General features: G+C 70.9%; 18 protein-coding genes. 9 read left to right on the forward strand and 9 right to left on the reverse strand.

The window, feature by feature from the left end; translation table 11 throughout:
* Positions 1–140 precede the first annotated feature (140 nt).
* Genes ACIBHX_RS23955 through ACIBHX_RS23970 form a run of 4 tightly spaced genes read left to right on the forward strand, consistent with a single transcriptional unit; the run spans position 141 to position 3,957 of the window.
* A complete protein-coding gene (locus ACIBHX_RS23955; RefSeq protein WP_397069419.1) occupies positions 141–1,277 on the forward strand; it encodes an acyl-CoA dehydrogenase family protein in 1,137 nt (378 codons plus the stop codon).
* Positions 1,274–2,794 (forward strand): amino acid adenylation domain-containing protein, encoded by a 1,521-nt coding sequence (locus tag ACIBHX_RS23960; protein WP_397069420.1) that lies wholly within the window; start codon positions 1,274–1,276, stop codon positions 2,792–2,794. The genes ACIBHX_RS23955 and ACIBHX_RS23960 overlap by 4 nt, the downstream gene beginning before the upstream one ends.
* Positions 2,776–3,063 carry an acyl carrier protein gene (locus ACIBHX_RS23965; protein WP_397069421.1) on the forward strand — a complete coding sequence of 96 codons (288 nt, stop codon included), beginning with the start codon at positions 2,776–2,778 and terminating at the stop codon, positions 3,061–3,063. The genes ACIBHX_RS23960 and ACIBHX_RS23965 overlap by 19 nt, the downstream gene beginning before the upstream one ends.
* A 33-nt stretch (positions 3,064–3,096) precedes the next feature.
* Entirely contained in the window at positions 3,097–3,957 is an 861-nt protein-coding gene (locus ACIBHX_RS23970) for an alpha/beta fold hydrolase (RefSeq protein WP_397069422.1), read from the forward strand.
* Here ACIBHX_RS23970 and ACIBHX_RS23975 read toward each other — a convergent pair.
* Complete coding sequence (locus tag ACIBHX_RS23975) at positions 3,952–5,160, reverse strand: cytochrome P450 (protein WP_397069423.1); 1,209 nt, start codon at positions 5,158–5,160, stop codon at positions 3,952–3,954. The two genes, ACIBHX_RS23970 and ACIBHX_RS23975, sit on opposite strands and share 6 nt — an antisense overlap.
* Complete coding sequence (locus tag ACIBHX_RS23980) at positions 5,157–5,945, reverse strand: thioesterase II family protein (protein ID WP_397069424.1); 789 nt, start codon at positions 5,943–5,945, stop codon at positions 5,157–5,159. Before ACIBHX_RS23980 ends, ACIBHX_RS23975 begins: the two co-directional genes overlap by 4 nt.
* A 91-nt stretch (positions 5,946–6,036) precedes the next feature.
* Here ACIBHX_RS23980 and ACIBHX_RS23985 point away from each other — a divergent pair, with 91 nt between their 5' ends.
* Positions 6,037–6,879 (forward strand): hypothetical protein, encoded by an 843-nt coding sequence (locus ACIBHX_RS23985; RefSeq protein ID WP_397069425.1) that lies wholly within the window; start codon positions 6,037–6,039, stop codon positions 6,877–6,879.
* Between the two features lie 70 nt (positions 6,880–6,949).
* Here the strand turns inward: ACIBHX_RS23985 and ACIBHX_RS23990 are convergent, their stop codons facing one another.
* A complete protein-coding gene (locus ACIBHX_RS23990) occupies positions 6,950–8,053 on the reverse strand; it encodes an XdhC family protein (RefSeq protein WP_397069426.1) in 1,104 nt (367 codons plus the stop codon).
* 83 nt (positions 8,054–8,136) lie between these two features.
* On the opposite strand from ACIBHX_RS23990, the gene ACIBHX_RS23995 reads away from it, so the two are divergent.
* The gene (locus ACIBHX_RS23995; RefSeq protein ID WP_397069427.1) at positions 8,137–9,675 is read left to right on the forward strand and encodes a GMC family oxidoreductase; all 1,539 of its coding nucleotides are present in this window, start codon (positions 8,137–8,139) and stop codon (positions 9,673–9,675) included.
* Here the strand turns inward: ACIBHX_RS23995 and ACIBHX_RS24000 are convergent.
* Positions 9,608–12,406 (reverse strand): molybdopterin-dependent oxidoreductase, encoded by a 2,799-nt coding sequence (locus tag ACIBHX_RS24000; protein ID WP_397069428.1) that lies wholly within the window; start codon positions 12,404–12,406, stop codon positions 9,608–9,610. The two genes, ACIBHX_RS23995 and ACIBHX_RS24000, sit on opposite strands and share 68 nt — an antisense overlap.
* Positions 12,399–13,217 (reverse strand): FAD binding domain-containing protein, encoded by an 819-nt coding sequence (locus tag ACIBHX_RS24005; RefSeq protein WP_397069429.1) that lies wholly within the window; start codon positions 13,215–13,217, stop codon positions 12,399–12,401. The genes ACIBHX_RS24000 and ACIBHX_RS24005 overlap by 8 nt, the downstream gene beginning before the upstream one ends.
* A 229-nt stretch (positions 13,218–13,446) precedes the next feature.
* On the opposite strand from ACIBHX_RS24005, the gene ACIBHX_RS24010 reads away from it, so the two are divergent.
* Entirely contained in the window at positions 13,447–14,661 is a 1,215-nt protein-coding gene (locus ACIBHX_RS24010) for a cytochrome P450 (protein WP_397069430.1), read from the forward strand.
* Between the two features lie 23 nt (positions 14,662–14,684).
* Positions 14,685–15,710 carry a phosphotransferase family protein gene (locus tag ACIBHX_RS24015; RefSeq protein WP_397069431.1) on the forward strand — a complete coding sequence of 342 codons (1,026 nt, stop codon included), beginning with the start codon at positions 14,685–14,687 and terminating at the stop codon, positions 15,708–15,710.
* Positions 15,711–15,718: 8 nt separating this feature from the next.
* On the opposite strand, the gene ACIBHX_RS24020 is transcribed toward ACIBHX_RS24015, so the two are convergent.
* A complete protein-coding gene (locus ACIBHX_RS24020; RefSeq protein WP_397069432.1) occupies positions 15,719–15,997 on the reverse strand; it encodes an acyl carrier protein in 279 nt (92 codons plus the stop codon).
* A 160-nt stretch (positions 15,998–16,157) separates the two neighbouring features.
* On the opposite strand from ACIBHX_RS24020, the gene ACIBHX_RS24025 reads away from it, so the two are divergent.
* Positions 16,158–17,828 (forward strand): AMP-binding protein, encoded by a 1,671-nt coding sequence (locus ACIBHX_RS24025; RefSeq protein WP_397069433.1) that lies wholly within the window; start codon positions 16,158–16,160, stop codon positions 17,826–17,828.
* Here the strand turns inward: ACIBHX_RS24025 and ACIBHX_RS24030 are convergent.
* From ACIBHX_RS24030 to ACIBHX_RS24040, 3 genes are read right to left on the reverse strand one after another with little or no spacing between them, the layout of a single operon-like run.
* Entirely contained in the window at positions 17,797–19,002 is a 1,206-nt protein-coding gene (locus tag ACIBHX_RS24030) for a cytochrome P450 (RefSeq protein ID WP_397069434.1), read from the reverse strand. The genes ACIBHX_RS24025 and ACIBHX_RS24030 overlap by 32 nt on opposite strands.
* On the reverse strand, positions 18,999–20,042 hold the full coding sequence (locus tag ACIBHX_RS24035; RefSeq protein ID WP_397069435.1) for a saccharopine dehydrogenase NADP-binding domain-containing protein: 1,044 nt from the start codon (positions 20,040–20,042) through the stop codon (positions 18,999–19,001). Before ACIBHX_RS24035 ends, ACIBHX_RS24030 begins: the two co-directional genes overlap by 4 nt.
* Positions 20,039–24,565 (reverse strand): amino acid adenylation domain-containing protein, encoded by a 4,527-nt coding sequence (locus ACIBHX_RS24040; RefSeq protein WP_397069436.1) that lies wholly within the window; start codon positions 24,563–24,565, stop codon positions 20,039–20,041. The genes ACIBHX_RS24035 and ACIBHX_RS24040 overlap by 4 nt, the downstream gene beginning before the upstream one ends.
* Positions 24,566–24,607 lie beyond the last annotated feature (42 nt).

The following is a 24,607-nucleotide window of genomic DNA, read 5'->3' on the forward strand; positions in this document are numbered from 1 at the left end:
GCGACTCATCATGGCACGTCATGGCTCTTCCCTCATAGGAACAGACCGGCACGCTCGACAGGCGGAAAACGCTGTGCCACATTGCCAACGTCCTGTCGGCCACCGTGTCCTTCTCAGTCCCGGACGATTTGGTGCAAAGCATGGATTTCGACTTCAGCGAGGCACAGCGCAGGCGCTATGAGGAGGTGCTCGCGGGTGTCCGCAGGCAGGGTCCGGACCTGACGGGACCGGGCGTGCCGTTCGCCCGCGCCGAGTGGCTGGCGGCCGCACGCCTCGGCATGACGGGTCTGTGCCTGCCGGCCAAGTACGGCGGCGGCGGCCTGGGCGCGTTGGACACCGCGCTGTGCCTGGAGGCTTTCACCGAGGGCGGGGCCGACACGGGCCTGGCCTTCGCCGTCGGCGCTCACCTGCTGGCCTGCGCGATCCCGGTGCGTGACTTCGGCGCCGACCCCGTGCGCGCCGAGTTGCTCGAAGGCATGGCCGGCGGCGAACTGGTCGCCGCCAATGCGATGACCGAGGACGGGGCCGGTTCCGACGTCGGGACGCTGGGCACCGCGATCGTCCGCGACGGGGACGAGTACGTGCTGGACGGCGTGAAGTCGTTCGTCAGCAACGCGTCGGCCGCCGATGTGTTCGTCGTCTACGGGACCTCCGATCGGGACGCCGGTTTCCTGGGCCAGACCGCTTTGGCGGTGCCCAGGCACCTGCCGGGCATCTCGGTCGGCGAACCGTTCACCAAGATGGGCCTGCATGCCTGCCCGGCCGGGCGGGTGGAGTTCTCCGGATGCCGGGTTCCGGTGAGGTACCGGCTCGGAGAGGAGGGGCAGGGCAATGCGATCTTCAAGCATTCGATGAGCTGGGAGCGCAGCTGCCTGTTCGCCCTCTACCTGGGCCAGATGCGCAGGCAACTGGACGAGTGCGTGGCCCACGCCAAGCGGCGGCGGCAGTTCGGCCGGCCCATCGGCGCGTTCCAGGCGGTCTCACACCGGATCGCCACGATGACCCAGCGGCTGGAGTCGGCGAGGCTGTTGCTCTACCGGGCCTGCTGGCTCCTGGATCGGGACAGGCCGGACTCTCAGGCGACCGCGCTGTCCAAGCTCGCGGTCTCGGAGGCGGCCGTGGCCAACAGCCTCGACGCCGTCCAGATCTTCGGCGGCCCCGGCTACCTCGCCGGCACCGGCAGCGAGGCACAGCTGCGCGACTCGGTCCCCAGCGTCATCTTCTCCGGGACCAGCGACATCCAGCGGGAGATCATCGCCCGCGGGGCCGGGCTATGACCCTGCACCAGCTCGTCATCGACGCGGCGGCCCGCTATCCGGAGCGGCCCGCCGTGGCAGGCGCCGACGGCGTGATGCGCTACGCCGACCTCGACCGCAGGGCCGACGCCCTGGCAGCCAGGATGCGCGGGGCCGGCGTGGCCAGGGGCGATCGGGTCGTCATCTGGGCGGAGAAGTCGCCTGAGGTGGTGGCGGCCATGCAGGCCGTACTCCGGCTGGGCGCCGCCTACGTCCCGGTGGACCCGGCCACCCCGCTCGCGCGGGGCACCGCGGTGATACGCGACTGCGCCGCGCGGCTGGTGTGCGGTGACGGGCCGCGGCTGTCACGGATGGCGGGCGAGTACGGCGGGGCGCCCCGCTGCCTCGATATCACCGAGGCGGTGCCGGGGAGCGCGGAGCCCGTCAACGAGCCGGTCGGCGCCGACGACCTGGCCTTCGTCCTCTACACCTCCGGCTCGACCGGCGTGCCGAAGGGCGTGTGCATCAGCCACCGCAACGCCCGCGCGTTCGTGGACTGGGCGGCGGCCGAGCTGGCCGCGGTGCCGGACGATCGCTTCGCCAACCACGCGGGGCTGGCCTTCGACCTGTCGGTCCTGGATCTCTACGCCGCCTTCTCCAGCGGCGCCATGGTCCATCTCGTCCCCACCGAACTCTCCTATTCGCCCAAACGCCTGGTCGAGCTGCTGCACGAGCAGCGGATCAGCGTGTGGTACTCGGTCCCTTCCGCGCTGACCCTGATGATCCGCGAGGGCGGCCTGCTGGAGCGGCCGGCGCCGCGCACGCTGCGTGCCCTGCTGTTCGCCGGTGAGCCCTTTCCGATCGCCAAGCTGCGCCTGCTGGCCGCGTGGAGCCGCGCGCGGCTGCTCAACCTGTACGGCCCCACCGAGACCAACGTGTGCACCTACCACCAGGTCGAACCCGCCGACCTGGAACGTGACCGCCCGGCGCCGATCGGCCTGCCGGCCGGCGGTGACACGGTCTGGGCGATCAGACCCGACGGCGGCCGGGCCGGGCCGGGCGAGGAAGGGGAGCTGTGGGTCGACGGGCCCACCGTGATGCTCGGCTACTGGGGACGCGAACCGCAGCGGGGGCCCTATCCCACCGGTGACATCGCCCGGGTGCTGCCGGGCGGCGCCTTCGACTATGTCGGCCGGCGCGACCTCATGGTGAAGGTACGCGGGCACCGGGTGGAGCTGGGCGACGTCGAGTCCGCGCTGGCCGCCCATCCCGACGTCGACGAGGCCGCGGTCGTCGTCGGCGGTGACGGGAGCGACGCGTGGCTGGAGGCGTTCGTGGTCCCCGTGGCCGGACGGGCGCCCGGGGTGCTGGCGCTCAAGCGGCACAGCGCCGAGCGCCTCCCCCCGTACATGATCGCCAACCGGATCCACCTGGTCGCCGAGCTCCCCCGCACCGGAAACGGAAAGGTCGACCGCGCCGCGCTCGGGCGGCGAGCCCATCATCACCCCGCCGGCGGTGAGGTAGCAGGAAGGGAGGCAGGGTGGCCGACGACCAGATAGTGTCCGACCTGCTCGTGTTCATCCGCACACAGTTTCTCGACGGTGATCCCGCGGGCGAGCTGACCGACAACACCCCGCTGCTCGCGTGGGGCGTGCTCGATTCGTTTAAGACGGCCAGGCTCGTAAGCTTCATCCACAACGAGCTCGGTTCACAGATCCCGCCGGAGCAGCTCAATGCCTCGAATTTCCAGGACGTCCGCAGTATCGCGGAACTGGTTCGCTCCAACGGTGGCCAGGCGAAATCCGCCCAGCGAGACGGCGTGCAGTGAGCCGTTTCGCTTGATCGCGGGCCGGCCGTCATCATGAACCAGGACGACGGCTTCATCGCCGCATCCGGGAAATCCCACCACGTCGACCTCACTGCGGGCCGGTTCCATTACGTCAGATGGGCCCGGGACGCCGACGCTCCCAGAGCGCTCCTGGTGCACGGAAACGGCGGCAGCTGGACGACGTGGTCCCGGGTCGGACCGGCGCTGAACGCGGCCGGGATGGACGTCATCGCCGTGGACCTGCGGGGCAACGGATCCAGCGTCAAACCACCCGCCGGGTCTTACGGCCTGCACGAGGTCGCCGGCGACCTGCATGACCTCATCGACGTCCTGCGTGTGCGAGCTCCCCTGCTGATCGGGCACTGCTGGGGTGCCGCGGCCGCTCTCACGCTGGCGACGGGTGCCGCGGGCGATCGGGTTCCCCCCGTTCTCGGCGGCCTCGTCCTGGAGGAGCTGCCTCCCGACATGGCTTCCACGGGTACCCAGCCGGTAGTCCAGGATTTCTTGTGGATGATGCGCAGCTCGCGAGAATACTCGGAGAAATGGGTGGAGCTGGTCTGCCGCGACTGGCACCCGATCGATCGGGAAAGCCTGCTTGAGGACGTCCACCGTGCCGATTCCGACGTCTACCTCAGCGCGATCAACGACGGCGCCGCCGCCGGTCCGCTCCTTCCCCTCCTTGCGCAGTTGAAGGTTCCCTCGCTGATCCTGCGCGGCGATCCGCAGCGCGGAGGCATGCTGAACGACGCGGACTGGCGACTGGCTCGCGAGTATCTTCCCAGCCACTGCACCGCCCACGAACTCCCCGGCAGCGGACACGAGATCCATCGAGGTGACTACGCCGAGTTCATGCGCCTGGTGTTGGGATTCAGGTTCGCCGCGGGAACGTCATGAGAACACCACCGGCAGGGTGCTGTAGCCGAACAGGAAATTGGAGTAGACCCGCTGCGGCTCCCCGGCGAGCGCCATCTCGGTGACCGAGGCCCGCAGCGCGTCCAGGAGGATCCTGAGCTCCAGCCTGCCGAGCTGGGCGCCGACGCAGAAGTGCGGGCCGTACCCGAACGCGAGATGACGGTTCGACTGCCGCGCGGGGTCGAAGGTGTCCGGCGACTGGAAGATCGCGTCATCGCGATTGGCGGAGGTGTTCCACAACGTCACAATGTCGCCCTCGGCGATCTGCTGCTCGAGGAAGTCGACCGCTTGCCTGGCACGCCGTCCGACGTGCATCGCCGGCGTGGTCCAGCGCAGGATCTCCTCGACCGTCGAGTCGAGGCCGACCTCACGGGCACGCACGCGGCGCCAGGCGTCCGGCCGGTCGCAGAACGCGAGCACCCCGCAGATGGCCGACATCCGGCTCGATTCGTCTCCCCCGATGAGCAGGCTGTAGCAGTTGTAGACGATCTCCTCGTCGCTCAGCGGCCTCCCGTCGTCGGGCAGGTGCGCGATCAACTCGCTCACCACGTCGGTCCCGGCGTCATCCCGGCGCTCCTGAACCAGCTCGGTGAGGTACATGAGGATCTCGCCGCGCGCCAGCTGCGCGTCGGACTCGGTCGCTCCCGGCAGGTCCGAGCTCAACGCCTGCTTGTTCCATTCCAGCAGCTGGGCTCGATCACCTTCTGGTATCCCCATCAGATCGCAGATCGTGCCCATCGGCAGCCGCTCGGCGATCTCGGTGGCGAAGTCGAACGGCGTGCCGGAGACCATCTTCCGCACCAGCTCGGACGTCCGGGCTCGCAGCGGTTCTGCCAGGGCGCCGATGGTCCTGGGCCGCAGCGAGTCGACCAGCGCGGCGCGCATGCGCCGGTGGCTCGGGCCGTCGGTCACCGCCAGCATGGAGCCCGCGGCCGAATCGCCGCCCGCCGTGAGCGTCGCGAGCACGTTGCCGCCGTGGGAGCCGAACCGGGCGGGATCCTTGTAGACGGCGACCAGATCCTCGTAGCGGGTCAGCACCCAGAAGCCGCGCGGGTGCCGGTAGATCGGGCTCTCCCGGCGCAGGGCCCGCCACAGGGACGACAGGTCGTAGTCGACGAACGTGCCCGGATCAAGCAGGTCGATCTCCCGCAGCTCGCGGATGGTCAAGTCGGCGGCGTCGATCATGGGGTACCCCTGAACACGGATGATCGTGCGTCGTCCCCGCCCGTGCCGGGAGTTCGCAGGCGGGTGACCGGCGGATCCGCCTGGCGCTCCACCTCGGCTGCGATGTCGGAGACGTGATCGACCAGGTAGAAGTGGCCCCCGGGGAACACCCGGACGGCGAAGTCCGACTCGGTGTAGTCCTGCCAGGCATCGATCGAGGCGCGAGACAGGTCCTCGTCGTCCTCGCCCAGCAGGACCGTGATCGGGCAGGGCAGCCGGGTGCGGCTGGGACGGTAGGAGGCGTCAGCGTGGAAGTCGGCGCGCAGCATCGGGGTCAGCACCTCGCGCCACTGGGGATCGGCCGCGATCTCGGGGGGCGTCCCGCCGAGCCGGACTATCTCCTGCCAGATCGCCGCGTCGGTGGGCGGCGGCCTGACATGGTCGTGGTGCGGTGCGCCGCGGGCGGAGATCAAGACGGCCCGGGGCGGCGTGCCCTGGTTCGCCAGCCGTACCGCTGCCTCGAAGGCGACGGCGGCGCCCAAGCTGTGCCCGAACAGAATCAGCTCCGGCAGGCAGGCCACCTCCGCGGCGAGCATCGCGCCCAACTCGTGCACGTCCGTCAGGCACGGCTCAGCAATCCGGTCGCCATGTCCGGGGTACTGCACCGGCACGACCCGGATCTCGGAGGGAAGCCGGGAAGGCCAGTCACGGAAGAACTCGGCCGTCCCGCCGGCATGCGGGCAGCAGACCAGCGACGCGGCACGCCCGGACGCCTCGCCCAGGGGCCTCAGGCTGCCGTACGACACGGTCGAATTTCAGCAGGATCGGCCGCCCGCCACAACGGCCGATGGTCCGCCCACCCGCGCCTCCGCCTCACTCCACTATCGTGTGCTGGACATGGACTCCGAGCCGCATGCCGCGGGTGAGCCCCCGGCCGACGTGCACAGGCCGGGCACCGACCGCCTGTGGGGCGAGTCATGGTATTTCGACTTCGCCGCGGCGGACGGTACGGCCGGCGGCTTCGTGCGGGTCGGTGACTATCCCCATCTGGGCCGGCGCTGGTACTGGGCCTACGTGGTGGCAGGTGACCGCGCCGGCGGGCACGCATTGGATCTTCCATTGACCGGCCGCCGGGAAGTCCCCTGGAGGGCGACGGACCCGGCGCTCGGGTTCCTGGTCGAGCCGGGCGGCGACGGCTGGCGCATCACCGCCGGCGGCGACGGGTTCCGGCTGGATCTCACCTGGCGCGAGCAGGCTCCCGCGTACGGCTACACGCGGGGCAACAGGATGGAGCAACCCGGCTGGGCGGTCGGCGAGGTGAGCCTCGACGGGGAGTCTCTCCCGCTGGTCGGCCCCGGCCAGCGGGACCACTCGTGGGGTGTCCGTGACTGGTGGCGGATCGGCTGGACCTGGTGCGCAGGCCGGCTCTCCGACGGCACCCGGTTCCAGGCCACCCACCTGGACACGCGTGGCCGGATCCCGCCTGACGGCTACCTCATGGCGCCGGACGGCTCAGCGCAGCCCGTGCGCGAGGTCGCCGTCGGCACCGACACGCTGCGGATCGACGACACCCTGCTGGAGTTCACGGACGTCGCGCACGTCACGATCGACCTGCGGTCACCGGACGGCGGGCTGAGCCGGCTGCACCGGGCGATGACCAGGGTGCGGGCCGGTACGACCCGGCACGGCATCGGGTGGCGGGAGCGCAACGTGCCCGAGCGCGCGGCGGGCCGCGTCTGAGTGAGAGTTTTCCTCACTCGCGCGCCGAGGATCCCCGTGGGGATCCGGGACTGGCTGCCGGACTGCGGCCTCAGCTCGCCGGACCGTGGATGCGGCCCTGCGTCTTGGTCAATGCCTGGCCGGTACCGCCCCAGCGCGTCTGGATGAGCTCGGCGGCGATCGACACCGCCGTCTCCTCAGGGGTTCGCGCGTGCAGGTCGAGCCCGATGGGCGAGTGCAGACGCGCCAACTGCTCCTCGGTGACCCCGACTTCTCGCAGCCTCGCGATGCGATCGTCGTGCGTGCGCCTGCTGCCCATCACGCCGATGTAGCCGGCCGGTGTGTGCAGCGCGACCTGAAGCAGCGGCACATCGAACTTCGGGTCGTGAGTGAGGACGCAGATCGCGGTCCGCTCGTCGACGGTGATCTCATTGAGATAGTCGTGCGGCCATCGGACCACGACCTCATCCGCGTCGGGGAATCGTTTGCCCGTGGCGAAGACCCCGCGCGCATCGCACACCGTCACGTGATAACCGAGGAACTTCCCGACCCGCGCGACGGCCGCCGCGAAGTCGATCGCGCCGAACACCAGCATCCGCGGCGGCGGCGCGAAGGACTGCACGAAGACCGAGACCTCGTCCATCCTCCGCTGGCCGTCCAGCCCGTAGTGGCGCTGGCCGATGAGACCCTGGGCGAGCATGCCTCTGGCGTCGTCGTCGATCGCGTAGTCCAGCCCCGGTGATCCCAGCGAGCCCGTGGCGCGGTCGTCCCAGATCACCCGTCGCGCGCCCGTCTTCCCGGCTCCCGCGACGACGGTGGCCACGGCGACCGGTTCGTACGCCTCCACCGAGGCGGCGACCGCGCGCAGTTCGGGGAACGTCCGCCGGTCCACCCGCTCCACGTATACGTGCAGGATTCCACCGCAGGTCAGACCGACGGCGAAGGCGTCGTCGTCACTGAAACCGAACTCTTCGTACGACGGCTCGCCGGTCTCCATGACTTCCTTGGCGGCCTCGAAGACCGCCCCTTCCACACACCCTCCAGAGACGCTGCCGACGACTTCCTCCTGCGCCGAGACCGCCATCGCCGCGCCGGGCTGCCGCGGCGCGCTGCGGAAGGTGTGGACGACGGTCGCCAGCCCGAACGTCGTACCGCTGTCGTACCATTCGAGAATCCGTTCGAGGACGTCACGCATGATCCGTTTCCCTTCGCGCGGGGAGGGCGTGCCACCACGGTCAGTCTGGTGGCGGGGAGCTCCAAAACGCCATGATGTGCATCGTGCCTGCGGGAGACTGCGCGGTTCCGCGCACCGCCGATGTCGTGGTAGTCGGGTCAGGAGCGGCCGGCGCGGTGGTCGCCGCCCGGCTCTCCGAGGCGGGCACGGCGGACGTCCTGCTGGTGGAGGCCGGGCAGGACTATCGCAGTGCGGACACCCCGCCCGCGGTGCGGGGAACCGACATCGGCAGGGCGCTGGCGGTGCGTTCGTTGCGCTGGCCGGGGTTGATGGCCAGGCTCACCGAGGACCAGCCGATGCGCGCCTATGCGTGCGGGCGGGGGGCGGGCGGAAGCTCGGCGATCAACGGCCAGCTAGCGATCCGCGGCACGCCGGCGGACTTCGACGCCTGGGTGCGCGCCGGCTGCTCCGGCTGGTCCTGGCCGGATGTCCTTCCCGCGTTCATCCGCCTCGAACGGGATCTGGATTTCGGTGACCGTCCCGGCCACGGGTCGCGCGGCCCCGTGCCGATCTCCCGCGCGCCCGCGGGCGGGTGCGGGCCGGTCAGCGCGGCGCTGCACGCCGCCGCGATCGATCTCGGCCATGCCGAGCATCCCGATCTGAACGCCGAAGCAAGCACCGGGATCTCCCCTGCCGCGTGGAATCGACAGGACGGCGTGCGCGTCTCCAGCAACGACAGCTATCTCGAACCGGCCAGGAACCACCCCCGGCTGCGGGTCGCCGGGCGGCACGTGGTGTCGCGGGTGTTGTTCTCCTCCGGCCGGATCCGCGGCGCGGAGCTGGTCGGCGAGGGGCACCGCGAGGTGGTGTCCGCACCCGCGGTGGTGTTGTGCGCGGGTGCGGTGCACACACCCGCCATCTTGATGCGCTCGGGAGTCGGTCCGGCAGATCGGCTCGACGCGCTGGGCGTCGAGGTCGTCACCTCGCTTCCCGGCGTCGGCGCCGGGCTGAGCGACCATCCAGCGGTGCTGCTGGGCTTCCGGCTGACCGCCGCCGCGGCCGCGCGATCCCTGGAGACCGGTTCCGGCTGCTGCCTCCTGCGCGCGCGTTCCGGCCCCGGCCGGGCCGACGACATCCAGTTCCTCCCGATGGAGCGGACGGTCGGCCCCGCCGCGGGCGGGCTGCTGGTCTCGCTCATGCGGCCCGAGTCCACCGGCAGCGTGGGGCTGCGGAGCCGGGATCCCGCCGATGACCCGGAGCTCGACCTTCGCCTGCTTTCTGATCGCAGGGACCTGGAGCGGCTGCGCGGCGCCGTCCGGCACGCCGCCGAGTTGCTCGACCATCCCGCTTTCCACGAGGTCGTCGACGGCCGCCCGGCGCAGCCGTACGGTGACCTCGATCAATGGCTTCGGGAGAACTGCAGGGTGCTGTACCACCCTTCGGGCACCTGCAGGATGGGGCCGGCGGGCGAGCCCGCCACCGTGGTGGACGAGGAGGGGTCCGTCCTCGGGGTGGACGGCCTGTGGGTGGCCGATGCCTCGGTGATGCCGGTGCCCTGCGGCGTGCCGCCCTATCTCACGACGGTGATGGTGGCCGAGCGGCTGGCTGCCGCGATCGGGAACCGGCTTCGGCGAGGGCGGTGAGAATTCTCTCCGGGTCCAGCGGTGTCCGGTCGACGCGCGCGCCGACCTGCGCCAGGGCGTCGGCGACCGCGTTGAAGACGCAGGCCAGGGCGCCCGCTGCCCCGCCCTGGCCCATGCCCTTGTGGCCGCCGGGCGTCGCAGACGGGGTCTCGATGTGCACGAAGTCGACCGTGGGCGCATCGAGCGCCGTCGGCACGGCGTACTCCGCCAGCCCCGGCGTCAGCGGCCGGCCCTGCTCGTCGTAGCGCACCTCTTCGAACAGCGCACCGCCTATGCCTTGCAGCACCCCTCCCGCGATCTGCCCCTCGACCACCTTGGCGTTGATGATCTTGCCGCAGTCCTCGGCGACGACGTACCGCTCGATCCGCACCAGTCCGAGATCGCGATCGACCTCCACCACGCAGCCGTGGCAGGCGTTGGACCAGGTCATCGGTGGTGCCTTGTAATGGCCGAACGCCTCAAGCCGCTCGGCGGCCCCGCGGGCCGGGGCCGCTTTGGCCAGTTCGGCCCAGGACAGCGCGGCGCCCGGGTCCAGGCGATCCGCGAGCATCCCCCGGCGCGGCTCGATGCGGTCGGCGGGCACGCCGAGCAGCTCAGCTGCGAGCTCTTTCGCCATGGCCAGCAATTCCGCCGCCGCGGCGCGGCAGGCGCTGCCGGTGATCACCGCGGTGCCGCTCGCGCCGGTGCCCCGGCCGTACGGCGTGGCGCCGGTGTCGCCCTGCACCACCCTGACATCTTCCAGGTCGAGGTCGAGCTCGGCGGCCACGACCTGGGCCATCGTCGTCTCGACGCCTTGGCCGCCCGCCCCGGTCGCGAGGTACGCGGTGACCGTGCCGTCCTGTTCCACCTGCAGCCGCGCGGTGTCCCTGTCGATCGGCTCCATCGTGCCGATGCTGGAGGGCTCAAGACCGATCGCGAGCCCGACGCCGACCAGGCGGCCCTCCTCCTCAAGCAGCCGCCGCTGGCGGCGCCGTATCCCCTGGTAGTCGAGCCGCCGCGCGACCTCCTCCAGGGTCTCCGCCGGGGTCACGTGATCGAGAACCAGCCGCGTCGGCATGGTGTAGGGCAGGTCGCCGGCGCCAAGCACGTTGCGTCGGCGCAGCTCCAGCGGGTCCAGCCCGACCGCTCTGGCCACCTCGTCCAGCATCTGCTCGCGCGCGACCGTGGCGAACGCCCACGGCCCCCGGTAGGCCCCGCGCGGGCAGGTGTTGGTGCGGACCGACCGAAAGCGGAAGGCGTGCAGGGGAACCCGGTAGGGACCTGTGAACGTCATCCCGACGAACGGACCGGCCTTGGCGACCACACCGGTCGGGTAGGCGCCGGTGTCTTCGAGATGGTCGAAGTAGGAGCCGAGGATGTGGCCCTCCTCGTTCAGCGCGAAGGTCCCCGCGCCGATGTCCATCCGGGCATGGCCGGACGCCGTCAGGTTCTCCTGCCGGGTCTCGATCCATTTGACGGTACGGCCGAGCACACGGGCGGCGAGCGCCACCGTCAGCTCGTCCCGGCCGGTCCAGACTTTCTGCCCGAAGCTGCCGCCTACGTCGCGGGCGGTGACCCGCACCCGCTCGACCGGCACCCCGGTCACCCTGGAGATCGCCAGCTTGGCCTCGTGCGGGTTCTGTGTCGAGATGGAGGCCACCAGCTCCTTGGTGTCCGGATCGTAGGAGGACACCACGCCCCGCGTCTCCAGCGGCGCGTTGGTCTGCCGCTGCTGGCGCGAGGTGGCGTGGACGACGTGCGGCGAGTCTTCCAGGGCCTGCCGGAGTTTCGGCCGGACCGGGGAGGCCAGCTCCTGGTGGAGGTTCGATCCGGTCTCCTGGTAGACCAGGGCCGCGTCGCCTGCTGCCGCGGTCTCCGGATCGAGCACGGGGGGCTCCGGCTCGATCTCGACCTCGATCAGGTCCACCGCGTCCTCCGCGATGTAGCGGTCCCGGGCCACGACCAGGGCGAGCGGTTCCCCGGCGAAACGCACCCGGTCCGCTGCCAGCGGCAGCAACGGCGGCTCGTCGGCCTCCAGCAGGGGTGTCGGCCGCATCTGTCCGGCTTGGGGGTTCAAGTCGTCGGCGGTGAACACCGCGACGACGCCGTCGAGGGCCCGCGCCGCGGCCGCCTCCAGGCGCGTGATCAGCCCGGAGGCGATGGGGCTGCGCAGGAACGCCGCGTGCAGCGTCCCGGGCGGGGACACGTCGTTCACGAACTCGCCGCGCCCGGCCAGCAGGCGCTCGTCCTCCCGCCGCGGGACCACGGTGCCCGTCGAAGGCAGGCTCGGGTCGGCCGAGGCGGCGCGGGCCACTGCTTTGACGATGCCGGCGTATCCGGTGCAGCGGCACAGGTTCCCGCACAGCCCGAGGCGGATCTCCTGCTCACTCGGCGCGGCCTGCTCCTCGAGCAGCTCAGTGCCCCGCATCAGGATCCCGGGCGTGCAGTACCCGCATTGGATGCCGTGCTCGGCGTGCAAGGCCTGCGCCAGCGGCGCCGCGGCGCCGTCGAGGCCCTCCGCGGTCCAGATCTCCGCGCCGTCCGCCTGCACCGCGAGCACCAGGCAGGACAGGACGGTGGCGCCGTTCATGGAAACCGTGCACGCGCCGCAGACGCCTTGTTCGCAGCCGAGGTGGGTGGCGGTGAGCCCGCAGTCCTCGCGCAGGAAGTCGGCCAGCGTGGTGCGGGGCGTGGTCTCGGCGCGGAACGGCCGGCCGTTCAGGGTCATCTCGACGATCACGGGCTCAGCCATGCGTCACCTCGGTTCGTACCGTCGCCACGGCCCGCAGGACCGCCCCGCGTGCCAGCGCGCGCCGGGTGGCTCCCTGGGCGTTTCGCGGGTCCAGCTCGGCCACCGCGGCGTCCGCCACCTCCTCAGGAGTGGCGCCCCGGGCCAGCGCCGCCTCCGCTTCGGCCGGGCGCAGCGGCGTCGGCCCGACGCCGAACAGCACGAGCCTGGCGGTGTCACGGGCGAGGACCACCACGGCGCCTGCCAGCGCACGACCGGGCCGCGGGGGAATCTTCTCGATGGCGAACGCCGCGTCGGACGGGGGGAACTCTATGGCGGCGAGCAGCTCCCCGCCGGTCAGGGCGGTCTGGTGCGCGCCCAGGAAGAAGTCGGCGGCGGCCAGGCGCCGGAGCCGTGATCCACGCAGTTCGACGCTCGCTCCCAGGGCGACCGCGACCGCGGGCAGCTCGGCGGCGGGATCCGCGTACGCCAGCGCACCGCCCAGCGTGGCCCGGTTTCGCACCTGGACCGGCCCAGCGAGCGCCGCCGCCCGGGACAGCAGCGGCGCTGCCGCACGCACCACCGGGTCGTTCTCGAGCCGCCGCAGCCGGGTCAGCGCGCCGATCCTCAGCCGATCCGTCCGGCTCACGAAGGACAGCTCCGGCACCCGGTTCAGGTCGATCAGCAGCTTGCTGCGCAGCGTCCGGCTCGCCATCAGCGGCATCAACGCCTGCCCGCCGGCCAGAAGCCGCGCCTGGTCACCGTGTTCGGCCAGCAGGGCGATGACGTCCTCAGTGCTGGTGGGAGCTTGGTAAGCGAATGGGGCAGGTTTCACGTCGTGACCGCCTCCCAGATCGCCTCGGACCCTAGCTTTCAAGGAAAATCACGGTCAAGCAGGCCGATCCGCATGACCACGGGGCCGGGAGGGGTGACCAACGGCGGCTGTTTGCCGCCCGCCGCGGCGCACGGCCATCCTTGACGCAGGGGTACCGCGACCGCCGAGAAGGGATCATCCTGTGCTCGGACTTGCCCAACGTGCGGTGGACCGGCAATGGCGGCTTCCGATGGGTCCGCTCGTCGGCCGGTACAACCCGTACGACCCGGCCTACATCCGGGATCCGTACCGGCAGCTCGACCGGCTGCGTGCCGCCGCCCCGGTCTACCACAGCAGGGTGACCGGCTCCTACGTGGTCAGCAGCTACGCGCTGGCGGCGGAGGTGCTCGCCGATCGCCGCTACGGCACCAACCGCAAGACCGACAGCTCCCTGCGCAGCCGCATGTTCTTCCGCCTCGCCAGATTCACCCAGGAGGAGGAGAACGCGCTCGACAACACGATGGGGGCGGTGCCCGACGAGGTGCACCAGCGCATGCGCAAGGCGATCGCCTACGACTTCGGCAAGCGGCGGCTCACGGAGCTCCTCCCCCGGATGGAGTTCTGGGTGGACAGGCTGCTCGATGAGGCCGCCGCCCGCGGCCAGATCGATCTGATCGAGGATTTCGCGGCCAAGCTGCCGATCCTCGTCGCCGCCGAGTTGCTCGGATTTCCGCCGCAGGACGCGCGCAAGCTCCAGGAGTGGTCCGACAGCTATCTCGTGCTGGTCGACCCGCTGATCAAAGGCGCCGGCATCGCACGAATGAACGCCGCCTTCCACCAGTTCGACCCATATGTCGCCGACACGCTGCGCCGGAAGCGCGCCGAACCGGGCGACGACCTGATCACCCGGCTGCTGGAGCACCACCGCGACGGGGAGTTCGACGACGTCCAGCTACGGGTCCTGATCATGTTGCTCATGATCGCCGGGCACGAGGTGATCACAAACCTCATCGGGAACGCCGTGGCATGCCTGCTGCGCTTCCCCGATCAAAGGGTGCGACTGGCCGGAGGGCCGGAACTGATGCCGGCCGCGATCGAAGAGTTCGTCCGCTACGAGTCGCCGATCCAGGCGGTGTGGCGGATCGCCGGAGAGGACCTGGAGATCGCAGGCGTGCGGGTTCCCGCCACGCGGGCGGTCACCGTGCTGATCGGAGCCGCGAACAACGATCCCGAGGAGTTCGCGGATCCGCGGCGGCTCGACCTTGCCCGCACCGACAACCGGCACCTCGGATTCGCCCTGGGCTCGCATTACTGCGCCGGCCCTTGGCTGGCCCGGATCGAAGGGGCGGTGGCGCTGTCGCGATTGCTGGAGCGCTTCCCCGGCTTCCGCGGCGATGCGAGCCGGTTGAGGTGGAAGCCCGCCGCCGGGCTGCGCGGGCTGTATGAACTGCCTCTCGTCCTGTGAGAGCACTGCGATCCGTCGAGGAGATGACTCCGCGATGGTGCTCGGCCGCCCTGTCCGCATGGATCGGTTCCGCCCGGGTGACCACCGTCGACGCCACCGCGGTGGGCACCGGCCAGATGGCGGACACCTACCGGCTGCGGTTGAGTTACCAGCCCGAGGGAGCCGGGCCGGTCACCGCCATAGCCAAGCTCGCGGCGGCCTCGCCGGCGAGCCGTACGGCGGCCAAGGTCACCCGCGCCTACGAGATCGAGGCGCGCTTCTATCAGCACCTCGCGCCGCGGCTCCCGGTGCGCAGCCCGCGCTGTTACCTCTCCTGCTATGACGAGCGGACCCGGGCGTTCACGTTGCTCCTGGAGGATTCGGCCGGCGGCCACGTCGCCGACCAGCTCGCTGGATGCGATCCCGACGAGGTGAACCGTGCCGTGGACCAGCTCGCGGCGCTGCACGGGCCCATGTGGGGCGACCCCGCGCTCGCGGCGCTCACCTGGCTGCCGCGCCACGACGGTCCCGACGCCGCCTGGATGGCCTCCCTGGTCCAGCGGCTGTACCCGCGCTTCCTGCGCCGGTTCGGGGACCGGCTGGACACCCGGGTCGTCGATCTCCTCGATTTCTTCGTACCGAGAGTCGAGCGCTACCTACGCGAGCGCCCGGGTCCCCGCACGGTGGTCCACGGTGACTTCCGTGCCGACAACCTCATCGTGGGCACGGGCCAGATCACGGTGCTGGACTGGCAGACCGCGGCGCACGAGCCCGCGGCCACCGATCTCGCCTACTTCCTCGGTGGCAGCGTCGACCCCCAGCGGCGGCGGGCGATCGAGCGGGCCGTGGTGCGCCGGTACGTTCGCTCCCTAGGAGACCACGGCGTCGACCTGTCATTCGACACTTGCTGGCGCGACTATCGCCGGTACGCCTTCGGAGGCCTGCTCACCAGCATCGTCGCCGCCGCGCTGGTCGTCAGGACCGATCGCGGCGACGGCCTGTTCGCGACGATGGCGAACAGGCACGGCATGCATGCCATCGATCTCGACGCCGGTTCGTTCCTCCGCTGACGCCGGGCTCAGCCGAGGGTCGCGCTGCCCCGCAACAGGTCGAGCACCAGGTCCTCGACCTCCTCGACCGTGGTGATGTGCTGCACCTGCGACTGGTCGAGCGGCGGCAGGTCGAACTCGTCCTCCATGGTGAAGCCCAGTTCGAGCAGAGCGAGCGAATGGTATCCGAGGTCCTCGACCAGCCTGGTCTCGTCCGCCCGGACCCCCTCGGGGTTCGGCGCCACCTGGATGATGATCGATCGGACTTTCGCCCGAACGTCTTGATCGGCCTTGGCTTCACTGCTCATTCAGATCTCGCCACCGTTCTCATGACATCGCCCGGCCCCGGCGGGCCTCGCGACAGCGGACCGTTCAGCGGCCATGATGCCTCAACGGCCGCCGATCCGACATCCTGCCTCTAACGCACGAGCATCGCCCGCGGCCGACTCCACGAAGGAAGTGCCCGAAGTGATCGCCAATCCACTGATCTCCTGGATCGATGCGCCTTCGCCACATGTGGGCATCCGGTTCCTACGAGACGGTGAGTGGGAGCGGTGGACCTACGCGCAGCTCGCGACGCTCACCCGCAAGATCGCCGGAGGGCTGGCCGCGGCGGGCGTCCGGCACGACGACCGGGTCGTCATCATCGAGCGCACCGGGCCGGACTTCGTCGCGACGCTGTACGGCATCATGCTCGCCGGCGCGATCCCGTGCCCTGTCGCACCGCCGTACCTCTTCCAGAACTCCCAGCTGTACGCGTGGCACCTCCGCGCGATCATCGAGGTCGCGCGGCCGGCCCTGGTGGTCACCGCCGCCAACCTCGTGGAGCGGCTGGAGTTCGACGGCCGGGTCCACACGGCGGCCGAGCTCGCCGCCGTCGGCGGCGGCGCGGAAGGACCGCCGGCGAGCGCGGGGCTGCTGCAGTTCACCTCGGGGTCGAGCGGGCGGGTGAAGGGCGTGCGGGTGCAGGTCTCAGCACTCGCCGCCAACGTCACCGCGATCAGCGACTGGCTGGAGATGCGGGAGGGCGACGCCACCGCGTCGTGGCTGCCGGTGCATCACGACATGGGGTTGATCGGGTGCCTGCTGACACCCGTCAGCCGGCAGCGCGACCTGTGGCTGCTTGAGCCGGCCGACTTCATCCGCGACCCGGCCAGCTACCTGGCCTGCTTCGGCGCGCACGGCGCCACGATGACCGCGATGCCGCCGTTCGGCCTCGAATACATCCTCCGGCGGCTGTCGCCACAGTCGCTCGCCGGGCTGGACTTCTCCGGCTGGCGCGCCCTGATCATCGGTGCGGAGCGCATCGACATCGACCTGCTCGACCGGTTCATGGCGCTGATGGGACCGGCCGGATTCGGCCGGCGCTCGCTCCTGCCGGCGTACGGCCTGGCGGAGGCGACTCTCGCCGTCACCGGAGTGGCGCTCCGCGAGGACGTCGCGACGATTCCGGTCGTGCCCCAGGAGGTGTGGCTCGGCAAGCCGGTGACGTCGGCGGGCGACACCGTGCGCCGGGTGGTCGGGTGCGGGCGCGCCTTGGGCGGCGTCGACGTCGCGGTCGTGGACGAAGCGGGCGGACCGCTGCCGGAGCGGCATGTGGGGCAGATCATGGTACGCGGCGCCTCGGTGGCCGAGGGGTACGTCCGGGACGGAGACTCGACGAGCCCCGCCGACGAGGACTCCGCCGGCCTCACAGAATGGCGCGACGGCGTGCTCTGGACCGGCGACGCGGGCTTCATGGACGACGGGCGGCTGTTCGTCATCGGCCGTCTCGGCGACGCCATGAAGGTCCGCGGCCGCACCGTTTTCGCCGAGGACATCGAAAGCGCGCTGGCCGAGGCCGGCGTGCCGCGGTTGCGCATGGCCGTCCTGCTCGGCTCGTCCGCGAACGGCGCGACGGGTGTGGTCCTCCTCGAACGGCCCACGGCCGAATGGGTCGCCGCGACCTCGGCGACCCTGCGGCGCATGACGGAGCACGCGGCGAACGTCCTGCTCGACGTCCCACGCCGATCGATCTCGCGGACGACGAGCGGCAAGCCCAAGCGCCGGGAGATGTGGGCGGCCTACGTCGCCGGAGACCTCGAAGGAGCCGAGATCCTCCCCCCGGTCAGGACGGGGTCACCCGAAGCGGCACGCTGAGGTAGGAGCGGAAGTTCGGACTGAACCGGCGTACGGCGGGCCCCTCGGGCTCCATGCGCGCGAAGCGCCGGGCGATGAACGTGAACACCGACGCCGCCTCTGCCCGGGCCAGCGCGGCGCCGAGGCACAGGTGGATCCCGCCGCCTCCGAAGCTCAGGTGCGGGTTGGGGTGGCGGGTCACATCCAGCTCGCCCGGTCGTTCGAAGCGCGTCTCGTCGTGGTTGGCCGAGCCCAGCTGCAGGACCAGCACCCGGCCTGGCCGGATCACCCGCCCGCCGATCTCGATCGGCTGATGCACCAGCCTGCTCTTCACCTGGACGGGCGCATCGAACCTCAGCAGCTCTTCGACCGCCCTGGGAACCAGATCGGCGTCGGCGCGAAGGATCACCAGCTGGTCCGGGCGGGCCGCGAGCGCCGCGCAGCCGTTCGACAGCAGGTCGGTCGTCGTCGCGAAGCCGGCGAACAGCAGGAACACCACGTTGTCGATCAGGGCCTGCCGGTCGGCCGTCGCCTGATCGACCTCGCACAGCCGCGAGATCAGGTCGTCGCCGGGGACGCGTCGCCTCGCTTCGAACATGGCGGCCACCAGCTCCCGCATCCACACCAGCGCCTCGACGGTCGCCGCTCGCCCGGATTCGGGAAGGTAGGTGGCGAAGGCCTGCGACAGCGTCCTCGCCCGAGGACGTATTTCATCGATGTCCTCCGCTTCCACCCCCACGAACTCTGCCAGCACCCGGATCGGCAGCTTGTCGGCCAGATCCGTCACCGCGTCGAACCGGCCCTCGTCGGCGACCGGCGCGAGCAGGTCGTCGACCATCATGTCGATGCGGCGTCGCCGCTGTCGCACCGCCGGGGTGGTGAACTCGCGGCCGAGGAGGCGGCGCAGGACCGTGTGCACCGGCGGGTCGCTGTTCAACATGACGCGCCCGAAGAAGTCCGCCAGCGGCCCCTCGCCGAGCGCGATCCGATGGTAGGCCCGGTCGAACTGCGCGCCGAGCCGGGCGTCACCGACCAGCGCTGCCACATCGGCGTACCTGGTCACCACCCACTGCGCCGGGCCGCCCCGGCACAACGGCCCGGCCTCGCGGAGCCGCCGGTAGACGGGATACGGGTCGTCGAGATCCGCGAGCTCCACCGCGTCGTACTTCGGTGGCAGGGTGACGCTCCCGGTCATATGGTGCCCTCCTCCGCCTCCGGCGAATCCGCCGTGGCCCCGGCGTCGAATACCCGTAACCCGGTCACGGCGTCGGCATCGAGCAGCCGCTCAACCGCCCATGCCGGATCGAGCACGTCGGCCGCGAAATGCAGGCCAGGGGCAACCGCGCCCTCCAGTACGGCCAGGGCCGCCATCGCCGCGGTCGCCCCGGTCAGTTCGCTGGACCCCCTGCCCGACAGCACGATCGTCGGCATCGACGGCTCGTCGCGTAGCTGGAACACCATCCGCTGATAGCGCGACCGCCCGAAGGCGTCGAGCTCGCTGGCCCTGACCACGGCCTCCGCGTCCACCGAACCCTGCTGCGGGGCGACCAGGGCCGCCCGCAGCCGGCTACCGGGAAAGACGGTGTAGAACACCAGCTCGGCGAGCTCCAGGCGACGTGCGAGCCGCTCCATCTCGGGACTCAGGAACGGCACGCCGCTCGCCGGTTCTGAGAAGTACGGAACCTCCCCCTCGATGACGGGGACGCCGGCTCGCTCCACCCGGGATCCGCCCCGCCACACGGCGAACGTACGGCCGGCCGACCTGCTCACCGCGGCCAGGTAGTCGGCGGCCGCGGCGATCGTGAACCGGTCCTGCCCACCGGCATAGCAGACCAGCCGACGCCCCGGTCCCGCCACGAGCAGGCGTGGCAGCAGCCCGGTCAGGCCGGGCAGCATGCCGGCCGACAACACGACCGGCTGCGCATAGGCGGTACCCGACAGCAGCTCGTGAAGCGGCTCGTCCCCGTCCGGGTCGATGTAGGGGATGCCGGCCTTCGCCGCCGCCTCGGCTACCGGCACCCTGTTCGCGGGCGGCGACCCGGTGCAGTTGACGACCAGCCGCAGCGACGCGCAGAACCGCTCCAGCACGGCCGGATCGTCCGCGTCGATCACGGCATCCGCCCGCTCCGGATCCCGGCCCGCGACCACGACCGGGCCCAGTCCCCAGGCCCGTAGCTGCGCCACCGTGGCGCGGCCGGCGGAGCCGTACCCGCCGATGACCCCGATCGCGCTCATGGGCCGTCTCGTAGGTGCGCGGCCAGAACCATGACTGACGGCCCCTCCAGAAGGATGCGCAGCAGCGTGTTGAAGGGCAGCGGCTTCGCCTCCGGAACCTCCTCGATCAACTGCCCGGCCGCCTGCGCGGCGAGCAAGGAGTCCCCGCCGAGCTCGTAGAAGCCTGGGGAGCGTCCCACGGCCGGCAGGTTGAGCACCTGGCCGAGCAGGGCCGCTATCCGACGCTCGAGATCGTCGGCCGGCTGGTCGGCCGACGCCTGGGCGGCCGTGGCCAGCCTGGGGATCAGGGCGCGCAACCCGTCCCTGTCGACTTTCCCGGTGGCGGACACCGGCAGCCGGTCCAGGATCTGCACCAGGCTGGGCACCATCGCGGGCGGCAGCCGCCCGGCAGCGGCTTCCGTGACCTGTTGCGGCCGCAGCGGCACCCGATCGGTCTTGACCTGGCAGCCGTAGACGTACAGCCCGATCTCGGTGAAGGCGTCGTCCTGCGAGGGGAAGGCGAACACGAGGTCGTCGCCGAGCAGCGACAGCCAGTCCTGGTGCGGCACGAACGTCTGGTCCCGGCCGCGTCTCATGTCGGCGAAGTCATCGCCCTGGCCGAGCAGGAGCTCCATCGAGGTCATGATCTGGTAGTGGTCGCGTGTCATCTCCGCGAACAACAACCAGCCTTCCGGAGCCAGCAGCTCGCGCACCGCCGCGATGCTCTCGCCGACATGCCTGGTCGCGTGGAAGACGTCGCCGAGCACGATGACGTCGAAGGAGTTGGGCGAGAACCCCTGGGCGCGGAAGTCGGTGTTGATGTCCAGGACCGCATAGCGCACCCAGGGGTACTCCCCGAAGGTCTCCTTGGCCCGGTTGAGGAAGAACTGGGACAGGTCGGTGAAGACGTATTCGACGTCGAACGCGGCCAGCGCCGGGATGACGTCCATGCTGGTGCCGCCGACCCCGGCGCCGATCTCGAGGATACGCAGCGGCTTGGAGGCCGCCGCGGCGACGGCGGTGACCGCCGAGGTGAGGACCGTGTTGGCCCAGCGGTTGAAGAGGGTCACGTTGTACAGCGACTCGCCGATGTCCACCCGGCCCTCGGGGAACAGCAGCTGAACCGCGTCGTCTCCCCCGCTCTTCAGTACCTCCGGCAGGCTCTCGGTGGACGCTTTGAAGTAGTCGTGGACCTTCGCCGAGGCCGGGTCCAACCGCATGACCAGGTCGTCCACCTCGCGCCAGCCCGCCGCTATGGCGGCCGGTTCCACCTGCAGGGCCGCGCGATAGCGGTCGGCCCCCTCCCTGACCAGCAGGCCGTGGTCGGTCAGCACCCGGACCCAGCGCCGCACCACCCGATGCGCCTGTGGCGGCGCCTGCGTCCCGGCGAGGATCTGCTCCAGCGAGTGCGCCTCCCCCGGCTCCTGGAACAGGCCATCGCGCTGGAACGCGCGCAGCATGCACAGCAACGCGAGCTCGTCCAACCGCCGCAGATAGGCGACGTACTGCCCGCGGTCGACGCCCGGGGTTCCGGCGTCAGCGGATGCGGCGGCCGTCTCGGTCACCACGGCCGCGAGCTCGGTGCCCGGGGCTTGCGAGGCGGGCTGGACGAACGCGACCAGCCGCTGATCCGCGGCGTTGTCCACGATCACGGCGGCGTTGCCGACCTGAGGATCGGCGACCAGCGCGGCCTCGACCTCGGCGAGCTCGATCCGATGCCCCCGGATCTTGACCTGGTTGTCCTCCCTGCCGAGGAATTCGATGTTCCCGTCCGGCAGGTAGCGGCCCAGATCGCCGGTGCGGTACAGCCGCTCACCGGTCCCCGGATGCTCGACGAACCGCTCCGCCGTACGCTCCGGGTCGAGATAGCCCTCGGCGACACCCGCGCCGCCGATGTAGATCTCCCCCTGCACGCCGTCCGGACATGACTGCCATCGCCGGTCGAGCACGTGCATCTGCTGGTTCGACAGCGGTTTGCCGTACGGCACGCTGCGCCACCCGTCCTCGACCGCGCCGATCGGATAGTAGATCGACCAGATCGACCCTTCTGTCGCCCCGCCGAGGCTGATCAGTTCGAGATCGGGAACGAGACGGCGGATCCGGTCGGGCAGGCTGACGGGGATCCAGTCGCCGGACAGGAGCGCGAGGCGCAAGGACGAGATGTCGGCGCCGGAGGCGGACAGGAAGTCGGCCATCATCTGCAGGTGGGCGGGCACCGAGTTCCACAGCGTCACCCGGTGCTGAGCGATCAGCTCTCCCCAGTGCGCGGGCAGGCCGCGCCGCTCGTGGTCGGGCAGGACCAGGCAGCCGCCGACGGCGAGCGGCCCGAACATGTCGTAGACCGAGAGGTCGAAACCGAGGTTCGCCAGCCCGAGGATCCTGTCGTCCGGACCGACGTCGAAGCGCCGATTCACGTCCTCCACCGTGTTCAGCGCGCTTCGGTGGCTGACGCACACGCCTTTCGGCGACCCGGTCGAGCCGGAGGTGTAGACGACGTAGGCGATGTCGGGGACGGGCCGCGTGAGCGCCTCACGGCAGAACGACTCGAGGTCCAGGTCCGTCTCACGTCCGCCAGGCGCGTCGACGGCGACGACGTCCAGTCCCTCCGGCCACGACATCCCTTCGCGGAGGTGCTCCTGGGTCACCGCTGTCGTGACGCCGGCATCGGACAACATCCGGTCGCGCCGCGCGGCCGGCTGGTTGGTGTCGATCGGCAGATAGGGAGCGCCGGCGAGCAGGATGCCGAGCACGCCGATGAGCTGGTCCGGGCTGCGGTCGGAGATCACCGCCACCGGCGTGTCCGGCCGGGCGCCCCTGCCTGCCAGCTCGATGGCGAGGCTCGCCGCCCGGCGGAGAACGACGTCGTAGCTCAGGCTTCCCCATGAGCCGGCGACGGCGGGGAGATCGGGTGTGCGAAGGGCCTGCCGTACGACGGGCTCATGAAGCAGCCGGTGCGCGGGAAGCCCGGGCGAGGCGGTCGCGTTCGCCGCGCGGCGGCGCTCGGCCTGAGCCTGCGGCAGCGGCATCAGCACCGGCCGATCCCAGAGGTCGTCCTCGTCCGCCAGGCCATGAAGCAACCGCTCGAAAGCCGCGAACATGTCGTCGATCAGCCCGTCCGGGAAGATCCCCGCACGAACGTCCCAGTTGACGAGCAAGGCGTCGTTGGCCACGAGCGTCTGACAGTCGATCCACACCTGCGGGGTCTGGGTCAGCCCGTGCACCAGCGTGGCGTCGCGCCAGAACTGCGACTCCTCGTCGAGCGCGATGGCGCTGGTGTAGACGATCGGCATCAGCGCCTCGGTCCGCCCCCGGCGCGAGCCGAGTTCACGCAACACCTCGACGCCGGAGCAGGCCAGGTGGTCCAGGTCCATCCAGAGCTGCGACTGCAACGCGCGTGCTCTGTCCGTGAAGGAGTCCTCGGCACACGGCCGTACTTCAAGCAGGCCCACGGAGGAGAAGTCCCCGACGATCCGTCCCACCCGCGGATGCACAGGCAGCCGGTTGAGCAGGGTGACGCCGAGCGTGAAGCCGTCCTGCGACGTCCAGCGGTCGATCGTCTCCGCGTAGGCGGCCAGCACGACGCCCGACGGCGTCAGCCCGTGGCCTGCGGTCAGTTCCCGCAGCCGCCGCCAGCGCGCGGGGTCCAACCGCGTCTGCCATCGATGGAAGCGGGCGTGCCCGCGCTTTCGCAGGTCGGCCCGTACCGGCAGCTTCGGCGCCGGCGGAAGGTCATCGATACGCGCCCACCAGTAGTCACGCGCGCGGCGGTAGCCTCGCCGACCGGCGAGGCGCAGCTGCGCCGCCAGGTAATCACGGAACGTGAGATCCAGCGCGGGCAAGGGTTCATCGGGGGCGTGATAGAGCTGATGCAGCTCATCCAGCAGCAGCTGGACGCTCATGAAGTCGGCGATCAACAGGTCGAACGAGAGGTGCAGCACCGATCGCTCCGCTGTCAGCGACAACCTGACGTCGAACATCGGCCAGCGGCCTGGCTCATATGAGCGGCTGCACAGCTGCTCCCGGACCGCGGCCACGTCCTCGGCCGCCGCGGCCGGGGGCGTGGAGCGCAGGTCAGAAACCGGGATCTCGAAGTGGGGAACGTCCGGCAGGATCTGCTGGAATCCGCGCTCGTCGACGACTGCCCGCAGCATCGGGTGCCGTTCGATCAGCTGCCGCCAGGCAGCCGACAAGCGTCGCGGTTCCGCGTCGGCGAGGTCGGCTTCGAGATAGACCTGACAGCCCACACCGCCGTAGTCCAAGCCGTGGCTTCGCCCCAGCAGATAGGCGGTTTGCATGTCGGTCAGCGGGAAGGGATCGCCGGCGTGGTCCGGGTCCGCCACGAGGAGAGCCGGGCCGACGTCTTCGCTCAGATACTCCAGCAGCGTGGACCGGTGCCGCCGCAGCTCGGCCTTGTCCTCCTCGGTCAGCACACCGCGCGGCGCGCGGAATCGGAGCTGACCGGCTTCCACCCACAGCTGGACGCCCACCGCCTCCAGCCGATCGACCAGTTCGACGGGGCCCGCGTCTGACCCGATCTCGCTCACACGCCTTCCTCCTCGCGTGTCCGGGGAGCACTGTAGAACGCA

Source organism: Nonomuraea sp. NPDC050536, from assembly GCF_044457685.1.
Taxonomy (GTDB): Bacteria; Actinomycetota; Actinomycetes; order Streptosporangiales; family Streptosporangiaceae; genus Nonomuraea.

Excerpts from the sequence above, each read along its gene's own strand:
- ACIBHX_RS23955 (WP_397069419.1), top strand. The coding sequence starts at position 141 with ATGGATTTCGACTTCAGCGAGGCACAGCGCAGGCGCTATGAGGAGGTG.
- ACIBHX_RS23960 (WP_397069420.1), top strand. The coding sequence starts at position 1,274 with ATGACCCTGCACCAGCTCGTCATCGACGCGGCGGCCCGCTATCCGGAG.
- ACIBHX_RS23970 (WP_397069422.1), top strand. The coding sequence starts at position 3,097 with ATGAACCAGGACGACGGCTTCATCGCCGCATCCGGGAAATCCCACCAC.
- ACIBHX_RS23975 (WP_397069423.1), bottom strand. The coding sequence starts at position 5,160 with ATGATCGACGCCGCCGACTTGACCATCCGCGAGCTGCGGGAGATCGAC.
- ACIBHX_RS23985 (WP_397069425.1), top strand. The coding sequence starts at position 6,037 with ATGGACTCCGAGCCGCATGCCGCGGGTGAGCCCCCGGCCGACGTGCAC.
- ACIBHX_RS23990 (WP_397069426.1), bottom strand. The coding sequence starts at position 8,053 with ATGCGTGACGTCCTCGAACGGATTCTCGAATGGTACGACAGCGGTACG.
- ACIBHX_RS24000 (WP_397069428.1), bottom strand. The coding sequence starts at position 12,406 with ATGGCTGAGCCCGTGATCGTCGAGATGACCCTGAACGGCCGGCCGTTC.
- ACIBHX_RS24010 (WP_397069430.1), top strand. The coding sequence starts at position 13,447 with ATGGGTCCGCTCGTCGGCCGGTACAACCCGTACGACCCGGCCTACATC.
- ACIBHX_RS24015 (WP_397069431.1), top strand. The coding sequence starts at position 14,685 with ATGACTCCGCGATGGTGCTCGGCCGCCCTGTCCGCATGGATCGGTTCC.
- ACIBHX_RS24020 (WP_397069432.1), bottom strand. The coding sequence starts at position 15,997 with ATGAGCAGTGAAGCCAAGGCCGATCAAGACGTTCGGGCGAAAGTCCGA.
- ACIBHX_RS24030 (WP_397069434.1), bottom strand. The coding sequence starts at position 19,002 with ATGACCGGGAGCGTCACCCTGCCACCGAAGTACGACGCGGTGGAGCTC.
- ACIBHX_RS24035 (WP_397069435.1), bottom strand. The coding sequence starts at position 20,042 with ATGAGCGCGATCGGGGTCATCGGCGGGTACGGCTCCGCCGGCCGCGCC.